The sequence below is a fragment of the Citrobacter sp. CK181 genome, assembly GCF_030333595.1.
Lineage (GTDB): Bacteria > Pseudomonadota > Gammaproteobacteria > Enterobacterales > Enterobacteriaceae > Citrobacter_B > Citrobacter_B koseri.
In genome coordinates this window covers 452,760-478,389 of sequence record NZ_JAOWFN010000011.1, presented here as the reverse complement: position 1 = coordinate 478,389, position 25,630 = coordinate 452,760, and the positions used below count along the sequence as shown (strand labels likewise).

Genomic DNA, 25,630 nt, shown 5'->3' with positions numbered 1-25,630 from the left:
CCCAAAGGACATGTAATATATTACATATGAATAAAGAAATTGGTAATAGAATTTCAGAAGGTGAGCAGCGGTTACAGCAATGGCTTGGCAGCATTCACGCCCGAAGCGGCGACCTCGCTGCAAGTGAGGCTAAAGTTGTCGACCTCCTGCTTGTCGATCCTTTATTTGTCGGTACAAGCACGGCAGCACAGGTTGCCACCCGTGCTGGTGTATCACCGCCGACAGTAATACGCGCTGCACGAGCGATCGGGTTCACCGGGTTCACTGAACTTAAGATAGAGATTGCCCGGGCTCGTGGCACTGCCCAATTCTTTGCCCCGCCTGAAGTTCTTACAGCGGATGCGACGCTGGCATCAGTGCTGGAAACATCAATTCGTGCTGGTGTAGACGCACTGACTGCGCTCAGCGGTGCTATCGAAATCTCCGCCCTTGATGAGGCGGTCGATTTAATCCAGAGCGCACGCCAGGTATTTGCATTTGGTGCTGGTCCCTCTGCGACGGTTGCCGCTGATGCGGTCTTTCGTTTGCGGACGGCGGGTGTGATAACCGTCAGTATCCAGGATTATTTATCAGCGATGATTGCTGCTCGTCTACTCGGTCCAGGCGACGTCATCATCGTCGTCAGTTCAACAGGGCGCACATCATCCACACTCTCCATCGCTGATGCAGCATCCTCGGCAGGAGCATCGCTTATTGCAATAACTAACCAGTACGATACCCCACTGGCGACACTCGCCAACGTTTCGCTCGTTGTTGGCGGAATGCCACTCCCGGCACAGATGGCCGCTGCCGGGAGTCGACTGGCCCAGCTCGTCGTTATTGATACGCTGGTCGCTGCTCTCACTCTGCGGGATAAAGAACAAAGTCGCCGGGCTGAACGGGCGGGTATTGATTTGCCCGATATGTCCTGATGCAGTTCAGCACGGTAGCAATGATTCTTACTGCTGCGATAGCCCATGCAGTATGGAATATAGCCTCAAAATACAAGAGGGAAGACACTCTTGTGTTCGTCTGGGCGTACAGCTGTGCCTCAGCATTGCTGTGGGTCCCGTTCAGCCTCATTCTGATAGTTGAGGGACAACAGGAGCTCGACTGGAGACTCGCTGTCGGCGCAGTTATCTCGTCTGCACTTCATATCGCTTATTCTCTAATCTTGCAGGCTGGCTACGAGCGCGCCGAACTGGGTGTTGTTTATCCGATTGCCCGAGGAAGTGGACCAGTTCTGACGATACTGTTTGCAACCCTTCTCATGGGAGAACGGCTTTCACCAGGCGCTTTACTCGGCGCCTTTATCGTTATCGCTGGTATTTTCGTTGTCACCGGCAATCCGTTCAGGAGCGGAAGCCGGCCGCTACAGGGAATGCTTTGGGGGACAGCGACAGGCACCGCCATCGCTGGCTATACACTCTGGGACGGTTATTCGGTAATCTCTCTGCACCTGGATCCAGTGAGCTACTACGCCAGCACACTCCTGCTACAGAGTCTGATTCTTACCCCTGGTGCGATGCGGCGACGAAATCGCATTCCAACTGCTGTACGTGTGGATATCATCCCAATCCTTATCATTGCTGTATGCTCTCCCCTTGCCTACATCCTTGTACTGACAGCCATGCAGAGCATGCCACTGGCACTCGTCGCTCCTCTCAGGGAAACATCCATTATTGTCGGCTCTCTTCTTTCGTACTGGCTGTTTCGTGAAAATCATCTGGCACGCCGGATTGCTGGTGCAGTGGTGGTGGTGACCGGCATCGCAATAATTAGCCTTTGATCGCTTCGTTGGATGCCAATCGTCGTCTCATTGTCAGCGTGGATCGTTCGTCGATATACTCTGTTTATGGTACAGGTATCAAGTCCGCTTCCTCTGTCTGTGGCTGTTAGCGCCATTGAGATAAGACTGTATAAACCGCCATCAGTTCTGGTATTGGCATCCCGTACCACCATTATTTAAATGTTCGGACACACGCTGTTATTTGAAGGTTAATCCCTAGTCGAATGATTATCCATGTGAGTGCTTTTCCAGCCATGCCTGATGGGATATGGCTGGCATAGATAGTTCAGTTTTCATCACCAGTTTGATCGCAAAGCTATGCCACATAGCACTATTGGCTTTATAATCATTAACGGTAAAAGTGGTATTGAATAGTGATACTCCGGTGCAACACATTCAACATGTAGCCTGATTCTGATAACCGCTTTCGTTAGAAATGGCTTACTCCATAGCGAGAGTTCGTGATGCTCAAAACAGAAGATCTCAACACTATGATATCAATTGATGAGATTCACTTTGCTGACTGGCAAATCTGGCCACAGCTAAGGATTCTGTTACATCGGGGTAAGCCAGTAAGAATTTCTGCCAGAGCTTTTGATGTTCTGGTTGTTCTGGTGAGTGCCAGAGGTAAAGCGGTAAATAAAGAATCTTTACTTACGCAAGTGTGGGGAAATGAAATCGTCGAAGAAAATAATCTTCAGGCACAAATTTCAGCTATACGCCGCATACTGGGACATGACCGCCATCTACTGGTTACTGAATTTGGTTGTGGTTATCGCTTTAATATCAACAATTCGCCAACTGAACCGCTCTCTAAATCAAAAATACCTGAGCCCGCTATTACCCCTTTTCTAGCGTCGATTCTGGGGCGTGATAAAGCTGTGCAGGAATTATGCGCCTTATTGGATCAATACCGTCTGGTGACGATTACAGGCTCAGGGGGCGTGGGTAAGACTCGTCTGGCATGGGAAGTCGTCAGTCTTACACACACGCATTTTCCTGATGGAATATGTGTGGCTGAACTGGCTCATATCACCGAAGCATCCAGCTTGCTATCCGTTATTTCACAAGCGCTCCATCTTCCATTAGCTGCCATTCATAATGATGCCGATTTACGGCAACAGCTTGCACGGCGTCGATGTTTACTGCTGATTGATAACTGTGAACATGTAATTAATGAACTTGAACCAGTGATTACGTTGCTCCTGCACCTGGCTCCCCATATCAAACTGTTGTTGACCAGCCAGGTAGCGTTGCAGGTTGCCGGCGAGCAACAATATCTACTACCACCATTACAAGTTCCTGAGAGCGAAGAGGCTGATACCCACGAGTTACTAACTTTTTCCAGTGTCCGCCTCTTTATCGAACGCGGGCAGGCCAATCGACATAATTACCATCCATCAGCCAGCGAACTGTCTTTGATTGGCGAGTTATGCCGTCATCTTGACGGTCTGCCGCTGGCGATTGAACTTGCGGCCTCCCGTCTGCCAGTCATGAGTGTCAAAGAGATCTATAGCCGACTGGAAGACCGTTTCCAGCTATTGAGCAATACGCACAGATCTCTGGAGCCCAGACATCAGAAAATACTGACCGCGCTGGAGTGGACTTATCAGTTGCTCAACACACGTGAACAACGATTATTTTGCTCTCTGGGGATCTATACCGATATGTTCAGTGTGAAATCAGTAAGCGACCTTCTGCTGATTAAAGACAAGCATCGCTGGCAGGTTGTTGACGATCTGCAAAGATTGCTGTCTTTATCCCTGATTCAGGTCAGTACTCAGGTACCAGAGACCCGTTTCCGCCTGCTGGAAACCATGCGCCAGTTCGCATGCGATAAACTCAGGCAACAGGGTGAATATACTGTTCTTGAGGCCCGTTTTGCCGACTATTATAAAGTTCTGGTAAAAGAGGCACAAGATGATTGGTTTATGCTGCCAACAGGACAATGGCGTGAACGTTATAGCCATATACTTAATGATTTGCGGAGTGTATTACAGCAAACGTTGATTGAGGGAGCTGATCCCTCTAAAGGGCTTGAGATCTTACAAGCTATGACCCCTTTTTGGATTGAATATTCACTATACGATGAATGTCAGCGCCATATATATCCTCTGCTTTATGAAAATACTTCGCAGGTAGTATTAACGCTACGCCAGAGAATGAATCTCAGCGCTGTAGCAGGTAAGGCGTCAACCTGGGCAAAAGGCCCTACGCCTGAAACACATTCAGCCTGGAAAACCGCGCTGACAATTGCAGAAAAGCTCGACGACAAAGAAATACGTTTACAGGCACATTACGGATTATGGTTGTATTATCTGCGTACTGGCGAGTTGGATAAAGCGCTTGAGCATGCGCAATCTATGTGCGAGCTAGCACGGTCCATTACCGACGAGGAGGCGATGGCAACCGGGCTGCGTATTCTCGGTGTATCCCTGCATTTTTTGGGCCGTCATGATGTCGGGCGTGATTATCTCCAACAATCTCTTGATTGGTATGAACATGGTGAATTAAGCCACTCTTTCCGTTTTGGTCTTGATCAAGAGAGCGCCGGTCAGGCCTTTCTGTCTCGTTTACTCTGGTTACAGGGTGAGTATAAGGCCGCGAAACAGATGGCATGGCGCGGTGTTAAAAAAGCCGCTCGTTTGCAGCATGTCTGTTCTCTTTGCTGTGCACTGGCTGAAGGCGCTTGTATGACAGCAGCACTGGATCGTAATCCGCGTTGGGTTATAAAGGCCGCAAACTGGCTTATTCATCTGGCAAAAAGGCATGATTTATATTTCTGGAAGACATACGGCGAGCTGTTTCTTGTTTGGGCTAAACAGTTCAGTCATACCGATGTTAGTCAAACCACACTATTTAGCTCGTTGCGGGCGATGGGATTAGACTGGCAATATTCCCCCTTGTTGTCAGAAATTGATACCGGGGTATCACTGAGAGCCACCCGCCAGGATCATGAAAACTGGTGCACGCCTGAGCTGATGCGTCTTTCTGCCACTCAATTACCTCCTCAGAAGCAACGCCTGCTGTTGGAGCAGGCCCTGGACAAAGCGCGCCAGCAACAGGCTTATGGCTGGGCCCTCCGTATTGCTTATTCATTGGCGACATTGCAGGCTGAAGCCGGGGAAAAATGGGCTGCTAAACAATTGATACAGGACGCTTTAAATGATGTTGATGACTCAGACAATGCGACGGATGTAAGAAGTGCTATTGCGTTATGTGCCCGAATAGGGGCCTGAATATTTACGTCTTACGGCTATCAACATCCCCATGATCACGAGTCCGCCCCCTGCTGAAGAAATCAGCGCCCAGCTATGAGTTGTCTCCCATAACCAGGTGGCAGTCAGTGAGCCACATGCTCCGCCAATAAACATAACGCACATAAATAATGTATTAAGACGGTTTCTGGCATCCGGACGCAAAGAATAAATCGTGTGCTGATTAGCTATCAGTACACATTGCTCACCCGCATCCAGTAGTAGAATGCCCACCACCATACCCACAATACTGTTCCATCTCCAAAAAACAGTCCAGGCTAGCAGCATGAGTATCACACCAAAAACAACCATTCGGAATGGTCCCTGACGATCGCTGAAACTTCCCGCCAGAGGCGCACACAGAATACCGATTAACCCCAAAGCAGCCAGGGTGCCGGTTATCCCTGCACCGTAATCGTAGCTATGAGCTAACCAGAAAGGGAGCACGGTCCACAGCACGCTGAAGGAGGCAAACAGCATTGCTTGTGTAAGAGTTGCACCACGCACCTGCGGCTCGCTTTTCCACAGCTGTCCTAATGAACGTAATACCGCCAGATAGTTAAACTTTGGCGTTGGCAACGACTGAGCAGGCAAAATGCGCAAGATGAAAAATATAGCCAGCAATGTCATGATCGCGCCGGACAAAAAGACACCGCGCCAGCCGAAATACTGACCAATAAGGCCTCCGATAGCCCGGCCAGCAAGGATACCTGCCAGGACACCGCTCATCACCGTACCCACGGTTTTACCTCGTGCAGAAGTTCTGGAGAGCGAGGCGGCAAGCGGCACTATCTGTTGGGCTACTGTTGCAGCCATCCCGGTAAGGAAGGAGAAGAACACCAACACTGTCGCCGTTGGCGATAACATCATGCCGATCAGTGCCAGGAAAAGCACCTGCGCTTGACGCAGGATAAGCCGCTGACGTTCAATATAATCGCCCAGTGGGATCAGAAAGAATAAGCCCACCGCATAACCTAACTGGGTGCCCATGGGGATCAAAGAAACAGCCCCCCATTCATTGGGAAAGGATCCGGCAATTAAATTCAGGACAGATTGATTAAAATAAATATTAGCTACAACAATACAGCAAATAATCGCCAGCATAAGAATCCTGGCAGAAGAAAGCTCATGATTGTCCGTTCGCATTGACCACTCCTGGCTCTAAACTCAATATCGTCTGGAGTATAAGCAGACGGAAATCCCAACTCTTTGACCGCTTTTTTCAGACGTCTGAATTCTGATGCACAAGCTCCTGAAAAAGAGATTTGTTACTAATACTGCTCATGTTATTAACTGTGCTTAACTTGAGGAGCAGCAAATGGATTTAAAACTGACTGGAAAAGTGGCTCTGGTAACCGGAGCCCGAACCGGAATTGGTTTCAGCATTTGTGAAGAACTGGCCATGAATGGTGTGCATTTAGTCATGGTGGCCAGACGAGAACCTGAGCTGATTCTGGCTGCGAAAAAAATTTCAGAGAAATACGGTGTTTCGGTGCTGCCTGTTGCCGGGGATGTGACTGATCCCAAACTACCTTCTTTAGTGGTTGAACAAGCGGAAAAGGTTTTTCAGCGTATTGATTTACTGGTTAACAATGCCGGAAGAGCCCATGCGGGCACACTGTTAACCACTTCGGAAGAAGACTGGCAGATAATGACTGAGACCAAATTATCCGCCATGCGACGTTTTTGTAAGGTAATCATCCCCGGGATGCAGAGACGAAACTGGGGGCGTATTGTCAATATCTCATCCATTGGCGGTATCTACCCTAATCCGCAACTTACCGTCTCACACGCACTGAGCGCCGCTATCAACAACCTGACCCGTAGTTTAGCACTTAGCGTGGCTCCGGATGGCATTCTGGTCAATGCGATCGGAGTGGGTGCTGTCGCGACGGATAACTGGGCGCAGAACATGCTACCGAATGTTCGCAATCGTCGTCCTGAACTGGTTGACAGAACAGACGAAGAGGTAATGGCATTACTGGGTAAAGAGAAAACGCCTGTGGGCCGCTTTGGACTTCCTGAAGATATTGCTGCAATTGCTGCGTTCCTACTTTCTGGGAGGAATCAGTTTGTTACTGGACAGACAATTGAAGCATCAGGCGGAGCAGACAGATTTATGTAATGTCTTCCATTCAACTTAAATAATGTTTGAGGATTGAATTAGTTTAACCTGATATTTGTTCTTCTTTTCAATCACTGCGAAATATGAGGCCGGACATGGGGGACTGAAACGCTAAGAGGCCCCCGCGTTAATATAATCCAAATATTATAACGCAATAGATCCCGCACCATGAAATTTATTTCACTGGAAAATTCATGGTTTTTTTTAAAAAATAGAAATAGAGGCAAACCACTATGTCAAAAAAACAAACACTATCAAATACAAACTATAGTTCGCCTGACTGGCTGACTATCCGTGAAGCAGTCGAAGTGATAAATAAAAAAGGACTGAAAATTAAAAAAAAGTGACATTTACAGGCATGCATTACATGGCAGCATTCATCTCTCTATTTACTTTCAGTCGCCAATTACATTACGAAAAATACAGATGTCGGGCTACAAAGTAAGGTTCAGACCATCTGATATGTCATCAATAAATCGTTTATGCCTTCTTGACAAAAAAGCGTTTATTGAAGGACATAATTTTATTGTTAGCACTACTGGCAAATATATCATTCCCACAGAGAGAGTTATTGACACTCTATTGATTGGATATGAATATGTTCTAGTACAAAAATTACTTGCCCAATCTCTTAAAATACCATTACCTGTAACAGGAGCTATTGATTTTAATCATGGCATAACAGTTAGCTTACAAGGAGAACCATTTCAACTATTCGATAAAATGACATGGGAAGAAAGAATAATACAAAAAATTATGCAACTCCCTAAAAACATCTCACCAGATGTACATGAAGAGATATTCTCAAAGAAGATAAATAACTACCTGAGGAAAGAGTATTTCCCGGCTCATATTTTACCTCGGGATGCCTGGTTTGTTATTCGACATGCTGAACTTGATAAAGTCATTGACATCATAACCAATAGCAGAGTGCCCCCATTATCTGCAACGCGAATATCAACACCACTATCTCGTTTTTTCTGGCTGGCCTGTAAAAACAATGAAGTCATCCGTCCATTAATTAGTAAACCGTACAAACTACTATCTATTTTCGAACAATGGGCATCTGACGAAGGCATTACCGACAGACTCAGTGGTGATACGTTAAAAACTGCACTCGTACGCGGTTCCCCCACATCAATGTCGGATTGACGCAAGTGAATTTTACCAAACCCAAATGTCCGTATTAAGGGCTCTAAAATCAGTAATACGGACATAATTAGTTTTTTTGACTCTTTTTTCCTTGTCACCTCAAGGGATATTATATTTCTGCATTACGGGTATAAATACATATCATCAATTACCAAGCATTAGAAATGTAAAAACAAAACAGTACTTAAATGCTCACAACCCCACACATACATAAAAGCCACTCCTTATTCAAGGAGGATTTAGCCGACCTGCATAGGTTCGATCGAATCCAAAATGCGCAAAATAGATTAACCTTAATTTATCCAGCCATTAAATACACACATGGGTTCGTAATTATATTCCAATTAATGCATCCAAAATTTACTCACCAATACATTACACATGCAAAAAAACGAAAACATACATTGCACAGAAAGACTTAGATTCATTTACAATGAAATAAATGAGTGATTTCATTTCGTTCAACAAATCTATAACTGAGGTACTAAGGCCATGATTATTAGATGAACCCGTCCATAACCCAGATAATTACTAAAGATTTAAAAACTCATCCTTATGATACGAGTAATCACCTTGCTCCCTAGAAGACTTACTTTTAATATTTACGGCATTTTTTCTACACCGGTGCGGTGGAACATTATACCTTTTCCGAAATGCCCTGGTTAATGATTGCTGAGAGTCAAAGCCAAATCGCATCGCGATGTTTATCAAAGGTTCATTTGTTGTGATAACAGCCTCTAAAATAAGACATAATTTTTTCTCTCTGATAAAACCCCCCAGGCTCTGCCCTGTTTCAGAAAAAAACAGTCTCTGCAAATGCCATTTTGAATATCCGGACCTGATAGCCACATCATCAATTTTTAGTGGCATCTCTATATTTTTGTTTATCCAGATAATTAAGTCATTTACAAAATCCTTTCTGTTTTTCATAACCGAAACCTTAGAATTACTCTACCAGAAATAAATTTTCATCAGGCATATAGATCAAGAGCTGACAATCCCTAAGTTCTGCATAAATCCTCAATAGAAACCATACTTTTTATTATGGTGTGATGGATATACTCGCAGACAATCCAGCCACCAATTCAACTCCCTCCGGCAATCTGTCAATATGAATCCGAACCGGGATACGCTGCGCGAGCCGCACCCAGCTAAAGGTTGGCTCGACATTAGGCAGGCCAAGCCCCCCGGTCTCGTCATTGTTATCATCTATTCCGCGTCCGATACTCTCAACATGACCCGTGATCACTGGCTTAAATCCCATCAGCGTAATGTGTGCAGTATTTCCCGTGCGGATATGTTGCAACTTAGTCTCTTCAAAATAGCCAACCACCCAAAAACTATTGGCATCAATGATGGAAACTTTAGTTTCTCCCGCTGTGGCATAGTCACCAGGGCGAAGCCGCAAATGTGTGACATAGCCCGTAACCGGAGACCGAACAATAGCATGCGATAAGTTAAGCTCTGCAAGGTCCAGCGCAGCCAGTGCACCGTGGTAATTAGCCGCAGCGACGCTGGCTGCGCTGGCTGTTTGTTGTAAATCCTCGCTGGAAATCACCCCTTTAATCTGAGAGCGTCGCCTCGCCGCATCCTGGCGCATCAGCATTTCATGACGTTTCGCCTCAACATCTGCCTGTGCGCTGTCCACTGCCAACCTCAACCAGTGCGGGTCGATGGAATAGAGCACATCGCCCCGATTAACCCACTGATTATCGCGGACGGACACATTCAGCAACGGTCCGGAGACATTCGGCGCAATCTGTACCACATCCGCACGAACCCGACCATCGCGGGTCCAGGGGGTTTGCGCATAATGTTTCCAGAGAATAAAAGCCAAAAGCGTAGCCACCGCCACAGCGCTGAACGTCAGCACGTAGCGGCCCAGTAGAGAAAGTAACGATTTCATTTAAAAAATCCCAGTTCGGTCAGCCCCTGCAACAGCAGGTAAAAAGTAATAATGAAGACGGAAAAATCGATCATCGGTCTAAAGGGCAAGCGGCGGTAACCCTTGCTGAAAGAGAAAAGATGTACGAGAAATAGTGTACAGGTCAGTGCAACGAGGGCAATTACCAGCAGACCGGGTACAAAAACGCCCTCAATATTGAAATCATTGATCATTAGCAGGCTCCATTTTCTGAACGCTTAATGCGCAGTAAAGATCAACCAGTTGATCAACATAATGCCGCGATAGTTCATCTGTTACGCTCAAGCTGCGCTCAGTCAGACTGGCGATCCGTTGAAGTAAGGTGTCAATATCTGTCGAGTGTGTAAGAAGAGTGAGCACTTCTTTTATTTCTTTGTTCGCATGCGCATCACATCGGCGTAATCGCATAACACACAGCCCTATACGCATGGCGTACAACAAATGATGTGCCCGTTCCGGTGACTGTCCACTGCGCTGCAATCGCGGCAGTATCAACGCTGCCCGATCGATCATAAGGTTGGTCCAGAGGGTTTCGTCTGTATTCAGCTTACCTTCCACGCTGCGGTTAATATCTCGCTGGCATAATTGAAGCAGCCGTTTTATCGCCGAATCAGCCTGCACAGTTTGCAGTAGGCTCATGCCGAGCACTGCAAAACCAGTAGCAGAAAATAGTGCGATAGAGGTATTCACCGCCACGGCAAAATCCCCGCTGTAGTGGGCACCCAGCTCGCACAAAATAGGCAGCGTCAGTGTGATCCCCATAGCCATAAACGTGGTAGGCGGTCTGGCCTGGAGCGATCCGGCCAGCAGATATACCGGAGCTAAAACCGTTACCAGCACGATAAAATCACTGACTTGTGGTAGTAGAACGAAGCTGTAGATCAGGCTTATCACAACGCCCCAGAAGGAGCCGATAATGTACTTAACAATATGCGGGGCAGGCGTATCGAAGCTGCCAAACAATGTGCAACAAACGCCAAGGATAGAAACCGCCGTACCACCATCAGGCCATGCCGAGAAAATCCACACCAGACAGCCGCTCATAATGATGGCGAAAGCGCCCAGTGCGGTGCGGGCAGCAGTAAGAGGATCGCGGTGGAATACATATCCTTTCACGGTATTCTTTTCCGAGTGCGCAGGCGTCTGTTTCGCGTGATGAATGGCATCCGAAAGACGATAGCACTGCTGCACAAGGACAATGGCCTCTAACAGGTAGCGCATAAAACTTACACGCAGCGCTTCTTCAAACGTCAGCTCATACACTGAATAGCGCTGTAGTAATTTTTCACTCCTTTTTTTGAGCGCTTCACCCTCGCTTTTGAATTTTCCTTCATCTTTGCAGGCCAGCCAGACCTCAACATCACCCAGCAGAATTTGCACATCTACAGGTATCGTCGCTATCAGAGCTAAACGGTCGCGTAACTCACAGTTAACAATGACTAATCGCGCAAGCCGATCATGAAGCCTTTTTCTCGCTTGCCGGACCGGTACAGAGTACGCAAAATCATAAGGGATATGATGGCTGATACCCTGCAGGAACTGTAATGCCAGTGCCATATGCAGCGGCCCGGAAACAGCGTCGGGTTTGCCTGCTAAAGTATCTGCGACACGCTGTCGCGCCGAGAGCAGCGTCTGCGACAATTTACTGTTGAACTGGCCCGTTATGCGCGCGGGCAATACATAGCGATGAATAAGTGCCGCGCAGAAGATACCGATCATGATTTCCTGTACCCGAACAATAGCGATGTTAAAAATCGCACCAGGATCGGATACCGCAGGGAAGCCAATCAGACTCGCAGTGTAACCAGCTAGGACAAAACCATAGGCGCGGGGCGTGCGTTCCAGCAAGGATAAATAGAGGCAGAAGGTGATCCACCCCGTCAGTATCACACTGAAAAATAAAGGCATATTCACAAAAGCAGGTACAATTAATACCGTTATGCCCGCTCCGACTACCGTTCCCACCAGACGATACAGACTTCTGCTCAGCGACGCTCCGACGGAGGTTTGGGAAACAATATACACGGTGATAATTGCCCAGGAAGGCCGCTCCAGGCCAATTGACAGTGCAATGTAGTATGCGAGCATCGCTGCGGCAAAACTCTTCGCGGAATAGAGCAGAGCGTTCGCATCATTCAGTAGTGAAGGAGAAGCCATACCGCGAAGACGTTGGCATATCGTGTGTAAAAAATGAAAGTAACTCGCGTTAATTTTTTTCATGCCGGAAATTATTACCGGCTTGCATATCCACTTAAATACTCTATTCTGTCAAAAAATACCTAAATGTTGCCAATCTATGTTACCCCCACTCGCCAATACGCTATTTGATCCGGATGCCACCCCCTGCCCCGCAGTCGCGCGTCATTTGGATTTTGTCGATTACGCAGCCGAAGTGCCTGTGCATACGCACCGCAAAGGGCAATTGATTATTGCCCTCTATGGGGCGGTCATTTGTCGCGCCGAAAATGATATCTGGATCGTGCCGCCTGATTGTGCCGTCTGGATCCCTGGGGGAGTGCCGCACAGCGCCAAAGCTACCTGGAATGCGCATCTCAACTATCTTTTTATCGAGCCTGGAGCTGTCGCGCTGCCGGAGCGATGCTGTACTCTGGCAATTTCCAGTCTGATTAAAGAACTTGTTGCCCGTTTAACCCGCGAGGGCGTCGAATATCCACCGGAAAGCCATCCCGCCAGACTGACCAGAGTAACACTCGATGAATTAGCCACCATGCCTCAGCAGAAACTGAGCCTCCCTGTGTCGTCGCATCCTAAAATCCGCGCCATGGCCGATGCTCTGGTCAGTCAACCTGATGACCGAAGCACATTCAAAGCATGGGCAAAAAGACTGGCGCTTAGCGAGCGTTCTCTCGCGCGTTTAATGCTGCGCGAAACCGGGTTGACGTTCGGACGCTGGCGTCAGCAACTGCAACTGATAATTGCTCTCCGGGAACTGGCTAGCGGCGTTTCGGTTCAGAATGTTGCAGCTAATCTGGGGTATGAATCGGTTAATGCGTTTATCACCATGTTCAAAAAAACCATGGGCAGTACACCCGCACACTATTTTGCCGAACGGAAAACAAGCGCACACTTAACCGATATTTAGCGACATCAGGTTTTCCAAGAAACCAGAGGTGAGTCATAGAGCTGCCATATCCGTCTCCCTGTGCGGGGGATCACACTACAGAATCTTTATCGCATGGAACCTCCAGCCAGGACTATATTGCCTCAGCCGCCTTAACGATAACAAGAATCAAAGGACGGTATTATATCTGTTGGATCGGTCTATACATGATCGGGAAGCACAATCAATTCAGCATTGTGTTAAGTAAGTAGTTGAGCATATATGTTTCGACCACACAGAATACTTCTATGGCGATGCTTCATAGCGCATTACCGCCAGAGTGGTAACGCCCCCCTGACTGAAATTCACAATGAATGTATTTAACAGCATCTTTTTATTGTCCTCATTATCACGCTAAGCCATGACACCATTGCAGCAGCGAAACGCTGAAAACTACACAGCAGCACAACTATCCTTCTCCACATCCTTATACAACTAATAACGTATTATTTATTCACTAAAAAACCGTACTAAGGATCTTCCCATCAGTAATAAGGTGCTATCGGCTTTTCCTAAGCTTACTGCTGTGTTCTTTTATTTTCTCTGGACATGCACCAGTCATTCCACAATAGGAGAATACAATGACATCACATCAGTTATTACGTTTAAAACAGGTCGAAGAAAAAACCGGTTTGAAACGCTCTCAAATTTACTTGTATATGAAAAATGGTTCGTTCCCACGTTCAATAAAAATTGGCCCAGCCAGTGTGGCCTGGCTCGAATCGGAAATTGATGAATGGATCAACCTTAAGTTAGCCGGACGTTAGATCAGTTAAAAATGTCCGTTTATTTGCTCAACTTTTCCATATAGATTGAGGAGATAACAGAATGATTCCATTAATTAATTACACCATCTTAACTGATGCATTGCACGCTCTGAAAGAAGGCAATATTCGTCACTGTGAATCCCTCGGATTTACTTTCGACGAAATGAATGCTCTTAATCAGTTATCACTCGATGAGCTGTTTACGGTCAGCCGGGCGGCAGCTCCCTTTGTTTCGGTCAGTGTCCGCCATGATGTTCTGCATCATTTACTGGCGCAGGCCCGCCAGGAATACCACCATCAACAGGAGATTAACCGTGCTATCCGCCTGGGTGGCTCTATCTCGTTGCTCAACCACTATTTTGGCCTGACATCAAATGAAGTCTGCCTTCGCCGACGGTTGCTGGGTGTAAGCGTGCCGTATGGCCGAACGCCTGAACCGGATGAAGAGACGGATGCGGCTATCTGGCTGCAATGGCAGAAGTGCCGGGTGGAAAACCTTGAATCCCCCAACGCGCTGATAGCCATGATGCTGGTAACTGAAGTCCTACTACCAAGATTCCAGGGGCTGTCACTCACCATGGTATGGAGGCGTATCACGCTTTGTCAAAAGGGAGTTGCCGCTGACAGGAGGACGTCACATGCCGGATGAGATCGACCGCGATCAGGAATTTAATGAACAGCGACTGGATGAGATGATTGAACAGAGTCGTTTCAAACCAGGGCCAGCGCCATCATTATTCCACTGTCGTTTATGTGGTAAACCCATTCCAGAAAAGCGACGGCAAGCACTGCAGGGTGTAACCACCTGTACGGAATGTCAGGAAAAACTTGAACGCCTCAACCGCTGACAGGGTAACAAAGACGTGTGGAGATATTATATCCCTGCACGTCTTTATTATTCCCGGTGAATATTAATACAGCTCTGGCGTGTTTTTCCTTCCCCATTTTTCTCGCTGCATCTTAAATGCTCCGTTTATTTTTCTCTCTTCTTTTTGTTTTGAGTTTCTCATTCATATCCCGCGCCAGATATCCGAATCTGAAAGCGCCATTACCGCATGGTTGCCCTGATGGACGTTAATTCGCCCAGGCCGGGTATTGCTCTTTAACAGAATGGTTCGGGCTGTCACGTAACCAGAATTCAGGGTGCCGCTGAATGTTCTCGCTGACCCGTTAAAACCGGAATGCAGAACAGGGATGTGATTGGTTTATTTCATTTACTGTTTTTTGAACAAAGGAAATTCCATGAGAAAACCCGTTTATCACGTATTTGTCACCCAGGAAAGTCAGCCCGATGCACAGGGTGAAAAAAACACGTACTGGACAAAGGTTGGCGTGGCCTTCGCGCATAACGGCAAGCCCGGTCTGAATATCGTGCTGATACCCGGTATTGCGGTTTCCGGCAGGCTGGTGCTGCTCGAACCGAGAGAAGAAAGTGACATTTCGCAGGATGCCGCTGCCGCTTAATCCATTTTCTCTTCTTCTCCACCGGCGGCGTACTTTTCTATAAGCCGCCTGTCTCTCTGTTACGAGGCCAGCATGCTTTCCACCACTGCCTTTCTGGCACTGGCGGTGCAGTGCGCCGCCAGTATTCCCTCGTCCACATCGCTTGATGTCGCACGGGTCGAATCTGGTTTTCATCCTTACGCCATTGCTGAAATCCTGCCAGACAGCCGGGGCGTGATTTCACATTTCCCCACGAGCCTGCCGGAGGCGATCCGCCTCACCAGACAGCTGGCGACACAGGAGCGACGCTATTCGGTCGGCCTGATGCAAATCACCAGCACCAATTTCCGCCATTACGGCGTCACGGCCAGCGACCTGCTTAACCCTTGCATCAATCTGTCGGTATTTGAGCGCATTCTCGCCGACTGTTACCGGCGCGGTGGCACCCTGAAACGCGCACTCAGTTGTTACTACTCCGGCAACTTTGAAACCGGCCAGCGACCGGAATCCGCCTTTAACCAGACCAGCTACGTGCAGCGCATCGGCTATGCCGTGCCGTCCACGCGGGAAGACCGGCAGAGCGTCCCTGACCGGAACGAGCCGACGCCGGTTCATTATCCCGCCATTGTGCTGCGCGGCGAGCCTGCCGCTGCACCAGTTCTGACTGGTCTGCACTATCCCGACGCCGTCATTCGCGGCGCGGTTCCCGTTATCCCTGATGAGGAGAAATGATCATGCGTAAACGCCGTTACACCGCTGTTGCTTCCGTCCTGCTGTCTGCCCCGGCGCTGGCGGCCGACAGTGGTTTTAACAAGGCCAGTGAGACACTGAGCAATACTTCGACCGGCCTGCTGGGACTGGCCGCCGTCACCATCACGCTGGCGACCATGTGGGTGGGCTACAAGGTGCTGTTCGACGGCAAAAGCCTGCACGACATGCGTAACGTCATCATCGGCGCGATCCTGATTGTCGGCGCATCCGGCTTCGGTGCCTACTGGGCGTCATAAGAGAGGCAACGATGGCTACGCTGAATAAAGCACTTACGCGGCCTGCCGCCATTATGGGTATTCCTCTGGTGCCGTTCGTTCTCGTCAGCGGGGCCATCGTCCTGCTGGCGGTCTATGTCAGCTATTACCTGGCGCTTCTGCTGATCCCGGCCTGGGCGGAAATGAAAAATAAAACCCGAAAGGACATTCATTATTTCAGTCTGCTCTGGCTGGCGTTTAAAACCCGTGGACGAATTTTCACCAATATCCATTTTGGCGCGAATGCCCTTCTGGCGAATCAGTACGATAATATTGATGTCTCGGAGTTTATTCAGAAAATGAAATTAAACGAGCGTATTACGCTGGATAAATATATTCCGTATTCCTCCCATATGCACCCTTACGTCATCAGAAACCGTCACCGTGATTTTGTTGCCACCTGGGAGCTGGGCGGTACCGTCTTTGAATGTGAAGACGAACATCACCTGACCCTGATGGCTACGCACCTGAATAACGTTATTCGTTCGTATGAGGGTCTGCCGGTAACATTCTATATTCACCGGCTCCGTGAAAAATACCATGATGCTTTTGAAGCCTGTTCGGGTATTCCCTTTTCCGATGAGGTAACACGTCGGTATTACGAGTCGGTAAAAGAAAAACCGTTCTGGCGGCACCGGCTGTTTTTCACCGTCTGCTACGCGCCGTTCTCTCAGATTGAGAAGAAAACCATGAAAGCGCAGTCGCACGGTAAAGACCAGGCAGCACTGGATGACGCACTCAAAATCATGCTGGAATACCGTGAAGCACTGGAATCCTCATTATCCCGTTATACGGCAACGCCGCTGGGGATATATGAAGAAAACGGGCGGGTGTATTCCTCGCAACTGGCGTTCTTCCACCGCCTGATCACCGGACAGTGGCAGAAAGTGGCCGTAACGCGCTCGCCGTTTTATGAAACATTAAGCACGCCGGACGTGTTTTTCACCACCGACACCGGTGAATGCCAGACGGTCAGCGGTTCCCGCTTCTTCCGCAGCATGGAGATTAAGGATTATTCCCCGGAAACCCATACCGGTATGCTGGACGCACTGTTGTACGCCGAAAGCGAGTATGTTCTGACGCAGTCCTTTACCTGTATGGCACGGGATGAGGCGCAGAATCATATCCGGCTGGCGGAAAAACGGCTTAACTCCACGGACGACGACGCGACTTCCCAGCGCGAAGAGCTGATTGTCCTGCGCGACCTGCTCCAGTCCGGACATGTGTCGTGCGGTAAATTCCACTTTTCCCTGCTGATCTCCTCAGACAGTGCCGGACAGGTGGTGAAGGACACCAACGTTCTGGCCCAGCCCTTCGCCGATCTGGGTATTATGACGACGCTCTCCACCCTGTCACTGCCCGCCGCATATCTGGCACAACTGCCGGGCGTCTATACGCTGCGTCCCCGACTGGTGGCCGTCAGCAGCCAGAATTTTGCCGATATGGCCTGCCTGCATAACTTCCATCCTCACAAACGCAGCGGTAATCCGTGGGGGGAAGCCATCGCCCTCCTTACATCTCCCGGCGGTGGCGGATATTACCTCAACCTGCATGACAGCCAGGCCGGGCGGGATGACACCGGAGAGAAAACGCCGGGGAATACGGCGATTATCGGGAAAACCGGCTCCGGTAAAACCCTGCTGATGACCGTCATGCAGCAACTGATGCAGAAGTACCGTAACCCGGCGACGTTTGCGCCTTCTGCCACCCTCAAACGGCTGACCACGGTGTATTTCGATAAGGACCGGGCGGCGGAGATGGCGATCCGCCAGGCGGGCGGGCGTTATTTCCGTATCCGTACCGGCGAGCCCACCGGCTTCAACCCGTTTGCGCTGGAGCCAACCCGCCGGAACATCAGTTTTATCAAACGGCTTGTACGGATGCTGTGCCGCCGCAACGGTAAGCCGCTCGATCCGCGCGATGAGGAGCGGATCAGTGCCGCCATTGACACCATCATGCTGGACTATCCGCCGGAGTACCGCCGGTTCGGGATCACCCGGCTACTGGAAGTGCTGCCGGAGCCGCCGACCACAGACGCCCGCACCAACGGGCTGCGTATTCGCCTGAAACAGTGGGCGCAGGGGGGCGAGTTCGGCTGGGTGTTTGATAACGAGGCCGATACATTCACCATCAGCGATGTCGATAACTTTGGTATCGACGGCACCGAATTTCTGGATGATGACGATATTCGCGGCCCCATCACCTTTTACCTGCTGTACCGTGTGACCAGTCTTCTGGACGGTCGCCGCCTGGTGATGTTTATGGATGAGTTCTGGCGCTGGCTGGCCGATGTCGAATTTTCCCGCTTCTCGCTCAATATGCTGAAAGTCATCCGCAAGCTGAACGGTATCTTCGTTCCGGCAACACAGTCACCGGATGAAATCGTCAAACACCCCATCGCCCCGGCGATTATTGAGCAGTGCGGTACCCAGATTTTCCTCGCTAATCCGAAAGCCAGCCATGCGGATTACGTAGAGAAAATGAAAGTGCCGGACAGCGTTTATGACACGGTCAGGAACCTGGATCCGGGCGAGCATTATATGGTCATCCTGAAAACCCCGTTGCGGGCCGGGGAAACCCGCCCGTTTGTGGCGATGGCGAAAATGGATCTGTCCGGGCTGGGTAAATTCACCCGGCTTCTCAGCGGCAGTGAGGACAACCTGAAAATATTCGATGCCATTTATCAGGACGGTATGCGACCTGATGAATGGAAAGATACGTTTCTTGACCGGGCAATCTGAAAGCCAACCGGAGGTAATATCAATGCGTTACCGGGATCACCTTCTGGCATTATTGTTATTTTTCTCAGCACAGGCGTTCAGCGCCGGAATACCGGTTTTCGACGCCGTGCAGAATACCGTATCCATTAACCAGTGGATGCAGAAACTACAGCAATGGGAAGATACGGTTACCCATTATAAAAGTGAACTTGATGCATATAAGAAACAACTGGCTACCGCAACCGGCGTACGGGATATTCAGGGTTTTCTCAGTGATGCCCGAAGCCTGAAAACCGATATTGATAATCTCCGTAAGAGCGGTATTTCACTGGATGATCTGCTGACCACGCAGAACAGTTCATATTCTTCTGAACTGCAAAACCTTTACAGTAAATACAAATCGTTCAGCGTATGCAGCCCGGAACAGGAAGGAATAAAATCTCAGTCTCTGGCCGACAGTTGCAAACAGATGATCCTCAATCAGGCAATGGCGATTGAGAATACCACTGACATTGAAAACAGGATCAACAGCACACTCAGCGATATATCAGACTTATCTGACCGTATATCGAATGCGCAGGACTCGAAAGAGTCTCAGGATCTGGCTAACGCCATCGCGGCGAAAAGCGTACAGTTAAATGCGCTGACGAATCAGTGGGAGATGTCTGTCAGACAGGCTGAACAGCGAACGACATTGCTGGAACAGCAAAGACAGAAAGCCTTTGAACAGCAGCAGCTGACGGCACCTGTTGCTGACCTTAATAATTTATAAGGAGGTTATCCGTGCTCAGATCCTTATTCACCTTATGCACACTCTCAGGCGTTATCGTGCTCTCCGGCTGCAAGGAAACCAAATCCGAAGCCTGGTATAAACAGCATCCTGACGAAACTTATGCGGTTTATACGCAATGCCTGAAGGATGGCGAGGCAAGCGATAACTGCGAATTTGCCCACCGGGCAGCACTTATGTTTGCACAGGAAGGCCAGCCCGGGGTTAAGGAGAAATTTGAGGCGATATTTCAGCAGGAAGCTGAAAAACGAAATGCTGTGACACAGTAATTTTTCCTCCAGCAAAACAGGGAATTCTCCCTGTTTTTTATTTCCTTTCTTTATATATCAGGTGAGGCACCATGTCCGGTGGTATTTTTGTTGGTATGGACAAAAACATCATGGATGGACTGAATGCCGTACTGGAAGGCCAGTCTTCCACTTACGGCACAATGATCAGCGTCATCATTGTCAGCTCTTTTACCTTATTTATACTCTATCGCGGTTATCAGACGCTGGCTGGCAAACTCCGGACCCCGGTTGAAGATGTCGTCTGGGATGTGGGGCGAATGCTGCTTATCACCACCTTTGTGTTAAACCTTGATGGCTGGCTGGATATGGCGGTAGCGGCAATCCAGGGACTCAAAGACGGTATCAGCGGCGATGATAACATCTGGGCGCTGCTCGATACCGTCTGGGAAAAGGCACAGGCGCTGGGGCAAAAGTTATTTAATATGGACACCTCAACTTACGTCAAACTGAATGGCGGCCTTGCCGAGGTGCTGGTATGGGGCGGCGCGATTGTCCTGCTGATGGCCGCCACTTTTGCCAACCTGCTCGCCGAAATCACCATCCTGTTAATGACGACCACCGCGCCGCTCTTTATTTTCTGCCTGCTGTACGGTTTTCTTAAACCGATGTTTGATAACTGGCTGAAAACGATTTTCGCGGCAATACTGACGATCATGTTTTCCGCCTTATCCATCCGTATCGCCATTAATTACCTGAATAAAATACTGGATACCGCAGCAAAAACATCCGCAGAAACCAATATGGTGACGCTGGCGGCGCAGTGCCTGCTGGCCGGGACAGCGGCGGGTGTGGTGGTCTGGTTCTCCGCAAAACTCGCCAGCGCACTCAGCGGAGCCGCCGTACAAGCGGTACTGCAGGGCGCAGCCATGAGTGGCCTGGGCGGACTGGCGAACAAATCCGCCGATCTCGCCGGACCCGGTATAAAAGGCGGTGCCCGGATGGCCGCCAGAGGTGGCATGGCCGCCGCCACGGTGGCTGGCAGGCTCATCAGCGCAGGCGCGGGTAAAACCGTGAACGCCTGGCAGAAACGCGCCTCCGCCATCGAAAGCATGAAACGCCTGAACCGGCAGCGTCACCGTTAATCCTTCCGACCGTTAATTTCCTTTCCCCGTCACGCCGTGGCCTGCGCCACCGGTGCGGCATTCCTGCATCCCTGTAATAAGGAGTTTCCATGAAATTCAGAATCTTCCTTCTGATGCTGTGCGTGCTCACGGGCTGCGCACGGCATCAGGGCGACCTTCCGCCGGTATCCGGCGAACCCGAGCCGGTAAATTCCCCCGCAATCATTCAGGAGCTGACTCACCATGTCTGATATTCAGAACATTGTTAATGTTTCCCGCTCTTTTGAATCCATCCTGCTGGAAAAGGAGGAGCGTTCCCGAAAAACCGCCTGGCGGATGGCTGCTGCCGGGCTGATGCTGGCCGCAATGGCGATTGCGGCCATTATTATTCTGCTGCCGCTGAAAACCACCGACATTGAGTTATGGTCGGTGGATAAACAGACCGGGCGTTATGAATATATGACCCGCGTGAAGGAGCGGGATATTTCTTCTGAAAAGGCACTGGCGCACTCACTGGCAGCACACTATGTCAGACTCCGCGAGGGATACAATTATTTCTTCCTTCAGCGTGATTATGACGACGTACAGTTATTTAACAGCGACAGCGTGAACCGGGACTATCTGGACTGGTTTAACGGCGACCAGGCACCGGACGTAATTTTTAACAAGGCGGAATATGTCGTTTATATCGATATTATTTCCAATGTGCATGCGCCCGCCACCGGGCCGGATAATCTGGCGACCCTGAGAATTAAACGCACGATCCGCCGCATTGCCGATAATTCCGTGAAAACGGATGTCTGGAATATCCGTCTCACTTACCGCTATGTGCCACACCAGCAACTGACCGACAGCCAGCGTGAAGTGAATCCGCTGGGCTTCATCGTCACCAGCTACCAGCGCGATAAAGAGCTGAGGGGGGAATGATGCTGAAACACATTCTGCTCCTCACGGGGTTACTGGCGTCATGCGTGGCATGGAGCGCGGCGACACCACGCGGCAGCACGTATGACAGCCGGATGCAGAACGTCACGTACAACAGCCAGAATGCCACGGTCGTCCGTACCCGCCCCGGCTACGTCACCATGCTGGCGTTTGACGATGGTGAAACCGTTATCGATGCGCAGGCGGGTTTTCCCAGAGGCTGGACCGTGACGAAAAGCGACAACCGGGTGGGCGTCAGCCCGAACCCGATTACCCAGCCGGTCACGGACGCCAGCGGCAACAACATCAGTCAGGTGTTTCTGCCGACAGAGAAAGACTGGAAAACCAACCTGTTCGTGGTGACTTCGAAGCGCGATTACAGCCTGGAACTGAACGTGCTGGACCGCGACTCACCCGCTCAGGCCTTTGTTATCCGCTACCACTATCCTGATGAGCAGCGGAATAAATCCGCTGCCGCCAGCGCCACCCGCCAGCAACGACAGCAGGAAGCACTGGACCGGCAGCGGATAGCGGCAGCATTCCGGCAACCGGCCTCGCTGCGGAACTGGCGTTACAGCAAACGAGTGGCCGCCGGTTCCGCCGCCATCGCCCCGGACTTTACCTGGGATGACGGTCGTTTTGCGTATATCGGTTTTTCCCCCACGAAAACCCTGCCTTCCGTTTTCCGGGTGGTTAATGGTCAGGAGCAGGCGGTCACGCCGCAGACAGTTCAACAGGGCAACTACACCGTGATGGTGGTTCCGGCATCGCCGCAACTGGTACTGCGTTACGGCACCTCGGTGGTGGGCGTGGAAAACGCCGGATCCGGGCGTATCCCGGTAACCCGCAGTGACACCGTTTCACCGTCCGTTACGCTGGAGGCAAAATGACTGACAGACCTTTCCCGGACGAACCGGAAAAAACCACCGCAGAGCGGGAAGCGGAAGCCCGTGAACGCGCCCGTTCGGCAATGGCGACGCAGACGCCGGAGCAAAAAACACCGCCCGGCCAGCCGGAAGTGACCCGTTTCCGTAAGGCGTCCGGTCACCGCACGCTGATCGTCAGCCTGCTGAGTCTGGCGCTGGTGATCGCCCTCGCATCCGGCGGCGATCGTCTTCTCAGCGCCCTGAAAAGGGGCGATGAGAAGGAAGCCGACACCGCACCGCCGCCCTCCACCGGGGCGACGCAGCATGAGCGTAAAAATCTGGGCATGGACAGTAACCCGTTTGGCCTGTTCGGACAGCGCAAACAGCAAGGCACAGACCCGGCCAGTCAGACCGTCACCAGCGCACCCGCCCTGCCAGCAGAACCGCCCGCCCTGAACAAAGCGGCAGCACTGGCAGACGGGCTGAACAGCGGCAGTACAACGGCTGGCGGCAATGCCCGCGCGTCCCGTAGCGAACCGCGCAACCGCGCGGGAATGTCGGAGAGCCCGCCAGTCTCCACGGCGTACACGTCCTGTCGGTCGGTACTGGTCAGAGGGGCGGATGGCCGCCTGCGCTGCCCGGATCCCGCCGCACCGGAAACCGCGCAGGATACGGTTGACAGCGACAATCCGGGCGTCGCCCGTGTCACCGGCGTCAGACGGCTGGGCCTCGATCCTGATCTCTATATCCCGGTGGATCGTTATATTCCCTGTTCGATGATGCGGCGCTTTGTGTCCGATGTCGGCGGCCATATCTCCTGCCTGATTGGGGAGGATGTCTGGAGCGCCAGCAACCATGTGAAGCTGATCCCGGCGGGAACGGTCGCCCGTGGCGTCTACCGCACCGGGGCACTGCAACACGGGCGCAGCCGGATGTTTGTGCTGTGGACGGAGCTGCGCACGCCGGAGCCCGGCAGCCTGCAAATTCCGCTCACCGATACGCAGGCCACCGGCCCGCTCGGCGAGGCGGGGATTGCGGGCTGGATCGACAGCCATTTCTGGGAGCGTTTCGGCAACGCCCTGATGCTGAGTACCGTGCAGGACGTGGCGGCAGCGGCGTCAGAGGCCGCACCGGGGAAAGACCGCAATACCGACTACACCGAAAACACCCGCGCCGCCACGGCGGAAATGGCGAAAACGACGCTGGAAAACAGCATCAGTATCCCGCCCACGATGTACCTGAACCAGGGTGATGTGATCGGCATCATGACCGGCACGGATATTGATTTTTCCTCTGTTTATCAACTGCGACTGAAAAAGAAATGGTATGAACACTGAAAACCTGTCACTGGAGTTTATGAAAAACCGGTTGTTTGGTGATTTCCTCGCGCAGGAGGGCCTGACGGAAATTGCCATTAACCGGCCGGGTGAACTGCATACGAAAATCCGGGGGAAATGGCAAAAACATGACTCCCCGGTCACGCTGCGTCAGTGCCATGCCTTTGCCAGAGCACTGGCTTCCTGGCATGAGGATAATATTGACGACACGTCGCCGATCCTTTCTGCAACATCAGGAGCCGGCGAGCGTATTCAGGTGATTATTCCCCCGGCCAGCGAACGTCATACGGTGTCCGTTACGCTGCGCAAACCATCGTTTGAGCAGAAAACGCATCAGTCATGGATTGATGCGGGATTTTACCAGCGGGTGAGCGGTCAGGAGAAAACGGAAAGTCATGATGAGGCACTGATACGGTTATACCACAGCGGGGACATTCCCCGCTTTATGGAAAAGGCGGTGGAATACGGAAAAACGATTTTTATTGTGGGGGAAACCGGCTCCGGCAAAACCACCTATATGAAAACGCTGCTGCATTATATTCCGCTGCATCTCCGGTTAATAACGATTGAGGATAACCCCGAAATCCGCTTTTATCACCACGGCAATTATGTTCATCTTTTTTACCCTGCGGATGCCGGGGATAACGCCATTGTCACACCTGGCAGACTGATACGCGCCAGCTACCGGATGAACCCTGACCGGATATTACTGGCGGAAATTCGCGGACGGGAAGCATGGGATGCGCTGAAAATTGTCGGTTCCGGGCATGAGGGTTTAATCACCTCCCTGCATGCGGGCAGCCCGGCGGAATGTATTGACGGGATTATTGACCGCTGCTATGAAAACCCCGACTGCCGGAATATTCCTTATGATGTGCTGTTACGTAAGGTGCTTAAAAGCATTGATGTCATCGTCAGTATTGATATACACGGCGATGTTCGCCGGATGCATAATGTTTACTTTAAACCAATTCATTTAAATAGCATGAAAGAGGTATTCAGAAAATAACTCTGGCAAACAACATAACCAAAGATATGTAACCTTTCATTAATCATAACG

Annotated in this window: 25 protein-coding genes and 1 pseudogene; 21 read left to right on the top strand and 5 right to left on the bottom strand. The window is 50.4% G+C overall.

Annotated features, from left to right (window positions below):
- Positions 1–26: 26 nt before the first annotated feature.
- From OGW17_RS06385 to OGW17_RS06375, 3 genes are all read left to right on the top strand, one after another.
- The gene (locus OGW17_RS06385) at positions 27–911 is read left to right on the top strand and encodes a MurR/RpiR family transcriptional regulator (RefSeq protein WP_049133234.1); all 885 of its coding nucleotides are present in this window, start codon (positions 27–29) and stop codon (positions 909–911) included.
- Positions 911–1,768 (top strand): DMT family transporter, encoded by an 858-nt coding sequence (locus OGW17_RS06380; protein ID WP_286452144.1) that lies wholly within the window; start codon positions 911–913, stop codon positions 1,766–1,768. Before OGW17_RS06385 ends, OGW17_RS06380 begins: the two co-directional genes overlap by 1 nt.
- Positions 1,769–2,232: 464 nt before the next feature.
- Positions 2,233–5,007 carry an ATP-binding protein gene (locus OGW17_RS06375; RefSeq protein ID WP_112217367.1) on the top strand — a complete coding sequence of 925 codons (2,775 nt, stop codon included), beginning with the start codon at positions 2,233–2,235 and terminating at the stop codon, positions 5,005–5,007.
- Here the strand turns inward: OGW17_RS06375 and OGW17_RS06370 are convergent.
- Positions 4,984–6,171, bottom strand: coding sequence for an MFS transporter (locus OGW17_RS06370; protein WP_112217366.1), 1,188 nt, complete (start codon positions 6,169–6,171; stop codon positions 4,984–4,986). The two genes, OGW17_RS06375 and OGW17_RS06370, sit on opposite strands and share 24 nt — an antisense overlap.
- 172 nt (positions 6,172–6,343) lie before the next feature.
- Between OGW17_RS06370 and OGW17_RS06365 the strand changes: the two genes are divergently transcribed.
- Positions 6,344–7,150, top strand: coding sequence for an SDR family NAD(P)-dependent oxidoreductase (locus tag OGW17_RS06365; protein WP_057630164.1), 807 nt, complete (start codon positions 6,344–6,346; stop codon positions 7,148–7,150).
- A 233-nt stretch (positions 7,151–7,383) separates the two neighbouring features.
- Positions 7,384–8,302 (top strand): annotated as a pseudogene (locus tag OGW17_RS06360) (hypothetical protein).
- 531 nt (positions 8,303–8,833) lie between these two features.
- Here the strand turns inward: OGW17_RS06360 and OGW17_RS06355 are convergent.
- The 4 genes from OGW17_RS06355 to OGW17_RS06340 all read right to left on the bottom strand — a co-directional run bounded on the left by OGW17_RS06355 (position 8,834) and on the right by OGW17_RS06340 (position 12,446).
- Positions 8,834–9,232 carry a helix-turn-helix domain-containing protein gene (locus OGW17_RS06355; RefSeq protein ID WP_112216915.1) on the bottom strand — a complete coding sequence of 133 codons (399 nt, stop codon included), beginning with the start codon at positions 9,230–9,232 and terminating at the stop codon, positions 8,834–8,836.
- A 112-nt stretch (positions 9,233–9,344) separates the two neighbouring features.
- Positions 9,345–10,208 carry an efflux RND transporter periplasmic adaptor subunit gene (locus OGW17_RS06350; RefSeq protein ID WP_061553925.1) on the bottom strand — a complete coding sequence of 288 codons (864 nt, stop codon included), beginning with the start codon at positions 10,206–10,208 and terminating at the stop codon, positions 9,345–9,347.
- The gene (locus OGW17_RS06345) at positions 10,205–10,420 is read right to left on the bottom strand and encodes a DUF1656 domain-containing protein (RefSeq protein ID WP_048822680.1); all 216 of its coding nucleotides are present in this window, start codon (positions 10,418–10,420) and stop codon (positions 10,205–10,207) included. The genes OGW17_RS06350 and OGW17_RS06345 overlap by 4 nt, the downstream gene beginning before the upstream one ends.
- Positions 10,410–12,446, bottom strand: coding sequence for an FUSC family protein (locus OGW17_RS06340; protein ID WP_097734730.1), 2,037 nt, complete (start codon positions 12,444–12,446; stop codon positions 10,410–10,412). The genes OGW17_RS06345 and OGW17_RS06340 overlap by 11 nt, the downstream gene beginning before the upstream one ends.
- A 76-nt stretch (positions 12,447–12,522) precedes the next feature.
- Here OGW17_RS06340 and OGW17_RS06335 point away from each other — a divergent pair, with 76 nt between their 5' ends.
- The 16 genes from OGW17_RS06335 to virB11 all read left to right on the top strand — a co-directional run bounded on the left by OGW17_RS06335 (position 12,523) and on the right by virB11 (position 25,579).
- Positions 12,523–13,329: an AraC family transcriptional regulator gene (locus tag OGW17_RS06335; protein ID WP_048211281.1), complete on the top strand. Its 807-nt coding sequence runs from the start codon at positions 12,523–12,525 to the stop codon at positions 13,327–13,329.
- Between the two features lie 599 nt (positions 13,330–13,928).
- Entirely contained in the window at positions 13,929–14,114 is a 186-nt protein-coding gene (locus OGW17_RS06330) for an AlpA family transcriptional regulator (protein ID WP_032936812.1), read from the top strand.
- Positions 14,115–14,175: 61 nt separating this feature from the next.
- Positions 14,176–14,763 (top strand): DUF2857 domain-containing protein, encoded by a 588-nt coding sequence (locus tag OGW17_RS06325; protein ID WP_112216916.1) that lies wholly within the window; start codon positions 14,176–14,178, stop codon positions 14,761–14,763.
- Complete coding sequence (locus tag OGW17_RS06320) at positions 14,753–14,962, top strand: TraR/DksA family transcriptional regulator (protein ID WP_112216917.1); 210 nt, start codon at positions 14,753–14,755, stop codon at positions 14,960–14,962. Before OGW17_RS06325 ends, OGW17_RS06320 begins: the two co-directional genes overlap by 11 nt.
- Before the next feature lie 394 nt (positions 14,963–15,356).
- Positions 15,357–15,578: a hypothetical protein gene (locus tag OGW17_RS06315; RefSeq protein WP_061553920.1), complete on the top strand. Its 222-nt coding sequence runs from the start codon at positions 15,357–15,359 to the stop codon at positions 15,576–15,578.
- A gap of 72 nt (positions 15,579–15,650) precedes the next feature.
- Positions 15,651–16,289 (top strand): lytic transglycosylase domain-containing protein, encoded by a 639-nt coding sequence (locus OGW17_RS06310; RefSeq protein ID WP_061553919.1) that lies wholly within the window; start codon positions 15,651–15,653, stop codon positions 16,287–16,289.
- A complete protein-coding gene (locus OGW17_RS06305) occupies positions 16,286–16,564 on the top strand; it encodes a TrbC/VirB2 family protein (RefSeq protein WP_112216919.1) in 279 nt (92 codons plus the stop codon). The genes OGW17_RS06310 and OGW17_RS06305 overlap by 4 nt, the downstream gene beginning before the upstream one ends.
- Before the next feature lie 11 nt (positions 16,565–16,575).
- Positions 16,576–19,323 (top strand): VirB4 family type IV secretion/conjugal transfer ATPase, encoded by a 2,748-nt coding sequence (locus tag OGW17_RS06300; RefSeq protein WP_112216920.1) that lies wholly within the window; start codon positions 16,576–16,578, stop codon positions 19,321–19,323.
- Between the two features lie 22 nt (positions 19,324–19,345).
- Entirely contained in the window at positions 19,346–20,074 is a 729-nt protein-coding gene (locus OGW17_RS06295; protein ID WP_112216921.1) for a TrbJ/VirB5 family protein, read from the top strand.
- Positions 20,075–20,085: 11 nt separating this feature from the next.
- Positions 20,086–20,361 (top strand): EexN family lipoprotein, encoded by a 276-nt coding sequence (locus tag OGW17_RS06290; RefSeq protein ID WP_061553916.1) that lies wholly within the window; start codon positions 20,086–20,088, stop codon positions 20,359–20,361.
- Positions 20,362–20,432: 71 nt separating this feature from the next.
- Entirely contained in the window at positions 20,433–21,464 is a 1,032-nt protein-coding gene (locus tag OGW17_RS06285; RefSeq protein WP_112216922.1) for a TrbL/VirB6 family protein, read from the top strand.
- A gap of 89 nt (positions 21,465–21,553) precedes the next feature.
- Entirely contained in the window at positions 21,554–21,694 is a 141-nt protein-coding gene (locus OGW17_RS06280) for a hypothetical protein (protein ID WP_164913536.1), read from the top strand.
- Complete coding sequence (locus tag OGW17_RS06275) at positions 21,687–22,370, top strand: VirB8 family type IV secretion system protein (RefSeq protein ID WP_061553913.1); 684 nt, start codon at positions 21,687–21,689, stop codon at positions 22,368–22,370. Before OGW17_RS06280 ends, OGW17_RS06275 begins: the two co-directional genes overlap by 8 nt.
- A complete protein-coding gene (gene virB9 / locus OGW17_RS06270) occupies positions 22,370–23,257 on the top strand; it encodes a P-type conjugative transfer protein VirB9 (RefSeq protein WP_286452167.1) in 888 nt (295 codons plus the stop codon). Before OGW17_RS06275 ends, virB9 begins: the two co-directional genes overlap by 1 nt.
- Complete coding sequence (virB10, locus tag OGW17_RS06265; RefSeq protein ID WP_112216924.1) at positions 23,254–24,570, top strand: VirB10/TraB/TrbI family type IV secretion system protein; 1,317 nt, start codon at positions 23,254–23,256, stop codon at positions 24,568–24,570. Before virB9 ends, virB10 begins: the two co-directional genes overlap by 4 nt.
- Positions 24,560–25,579, top strand: coding sequence for a P-type DNA transfer ATPase VirB11 (gene virB11, locus OGW17_RS06260; RefSeq protein WP_112216925.1), 1,020 nt, complete (start codon positions 24,560–24,562; stop codon positions 25,577–25,579). Before virB10 ends, virB11 begins: the two co-directional genes overlap by 11 nt.
- Positions 25,580–25,630 lie beyond the last annotated feature (51 nt).

What these genes read in the sequence shown, in the direction of transcription:
- OGW17_RS06325 (WP_112216916.1), top strand. Translation starts at nt 14,176, where the DNA reads ATGATTCCATTAATTAATTACACCATCTTAACTGATGCATTGCACGCT.
- OGW17_RS06295 (WP_112216921.1), top strand. Translation starts at nt 19,346, where the DNA reads ATGCGTTACCGGGATCACCTTCTGGCATTATTGTTATTTTTCTCAGCA.
- OGW17_RS06355 (WP_112216915.1), bottom strand. Translation starts at nt 9,232, where the DNA reads ATGAAAAACAGAAAGGATTTTGTAAATGACTTAATTATCTGGATAAAC.
- OGW17_RS06310 (WP_061553919.1), top strand. Translation starts at nt 15,651, where the DNA reads ATGCTTTCCACCACTGCCTTTCTGGCACTGGCGGTGCAGTGCGCCGCC.
- OGW17_RS06275 (WP_061553913.1), top strand. Translation starts at nt 21,687, where the DNA reads ATGTCTGATATTCAGAACATTGTTAATGTTTCCCGCTCTTTTGAATCC.
- OGW17_RS06370 (WP_112217366.1), bottom strand. Translation starts at nt 6,171, where the DNA reads ATGCGAACGGACAATCATGAGCTTTCTTCTGCCAGGATTCTTATGCTG.
- OGW17_RS06375 (WP_112217367.1), top strand. Translation starts at nt 2,233, where the DNA reads ATGCTCAAAACAGAAGATCTCAACACTATGATATCAATTGATGAGATT.
- OGW17_RS06300 (WP_112216920.1), top strand. Translation starts at nt 16,576, where the DNA reads ATGGCTACGCTGAATAAAGCACTTACGCGGCCTGCCGCCATTATGGGT.
- OGW17_RS06340 (WP_097734730.1), bottom strand. Translation starts at nt 12,446, where the DNA reads ATGAAAAAAATTAACGCGAGTTACTTTCATTTTTTACACACGATATGC.
- virB11 (WP_112216925.1), top strand. Translation starts at nt 24,560, where the DNA reads ATGAACACTGAAAACCTGTCACTGGAGTTTATGAAAAACCGGTTGTTT.
- OGW17_RS06305 (WP_112216919.1), top strand. Translation starts at nt 16,286, where the DNA reads ATGATCATGCGTAAACGCCGTTACACCGCTGTTGCTTCCGTCCTGCTG.
- OGW17_RS06320 (WP_112216917.1), top strand. Translation starts at nt 14,753, where the DNA reads ATGCCGGATGAGATCGACCGCGATCAGGAATTTAATGAACAGCGACTG.
- OGW17_RS06385 (WP_049133234.1), top strand. Translation starts at nt 27, where the DNA reads ATGAATAAAGAAATTGGTAATAGAATTTCAGAAGGTGAGCAGCGGTTA.
- OGW17_RS06335 (WP_048211281.1), top strand. Translation starts at nt 12,523, where the DNA reads ATGTTACCCCCACTCGCCAATACGCTATTTGATCCGGATGCCACCCCC.
- OGW17_RS06345 (WP_048822680.1), bottom strand. Translation starts at nt 10,420, where the DNA reads ATGATCAATGATTTCAATATTGAGGGCGTTTTTGTACCCGGTCTGCTG.
- OGW17_RS06315 (WP_061553920.1), top strand. Translation starts at nt 15,357, where the DNA reads ATGAGAAAACCCGTTTATCACGTATTTGTCACCCAGGAAAGTCAGCCC.
- virB9 (WP_286452167.1), top strand. Translation starts at nt 22,370, where the DNA reads ATGCTGAAACACATTCTGCTCCTCACGGGGTTACTGGCGTCATGCGTG.
- OGW17_RS06365 (WP_057630164.1), top strand. Translation starts at nt 6,344, where the DNA reads ATGGATTTAAAACTGACTGGAAAAGTGGCTCTGGTAACCGGAGCCCGA.
- OGW17_RS06285 (WP_112216922.1), top strand. Translation starts at nt 20,433, where the DNA reads ATGTCCGGTGGTATTTTTGTTGGTATGGACAAAAACATCATGGATGGA.
- OGW17_RS06280 (WP_164913536.1), top strand. Translation starts at nt 21,554, where the DNA reads ATGAAATTCAGAATCTTCCTTCTGATGCTGTGCGTGCTCACGGGCTGC.
- OGW17_RS06350 (WP_061553925.1), bottom strand. Translation starts at nt 10,208, where the DNA reads ATGAAATCGTTACTTTCTCTACTGGGCCGCTACGTGCTGACGTTCAGC.
- OGW17_RS06380 (WP_286452144.1), top strand. Translation starts at nt 911, where the DNA reads ATGCAGTTCAGCACGGTAGCAATGATTCTTACTGCTGCGATAGCCCAT.
- OGW17_RS06330 (WP_032936812.1), top strand. Translation starts at nt 13,929, where the DNA reads ATGACATCACATCAGTTATTACGTTTAAAACAGGTCGAAGAAAAAACC.
- virB10 (WP_112216924.1), top strand. Translation starts at nt 23,254, where the DNA reads ATGACTGACAGACCTTTCCCGGACGAACCGGAAAAAACCACCGCAGAG.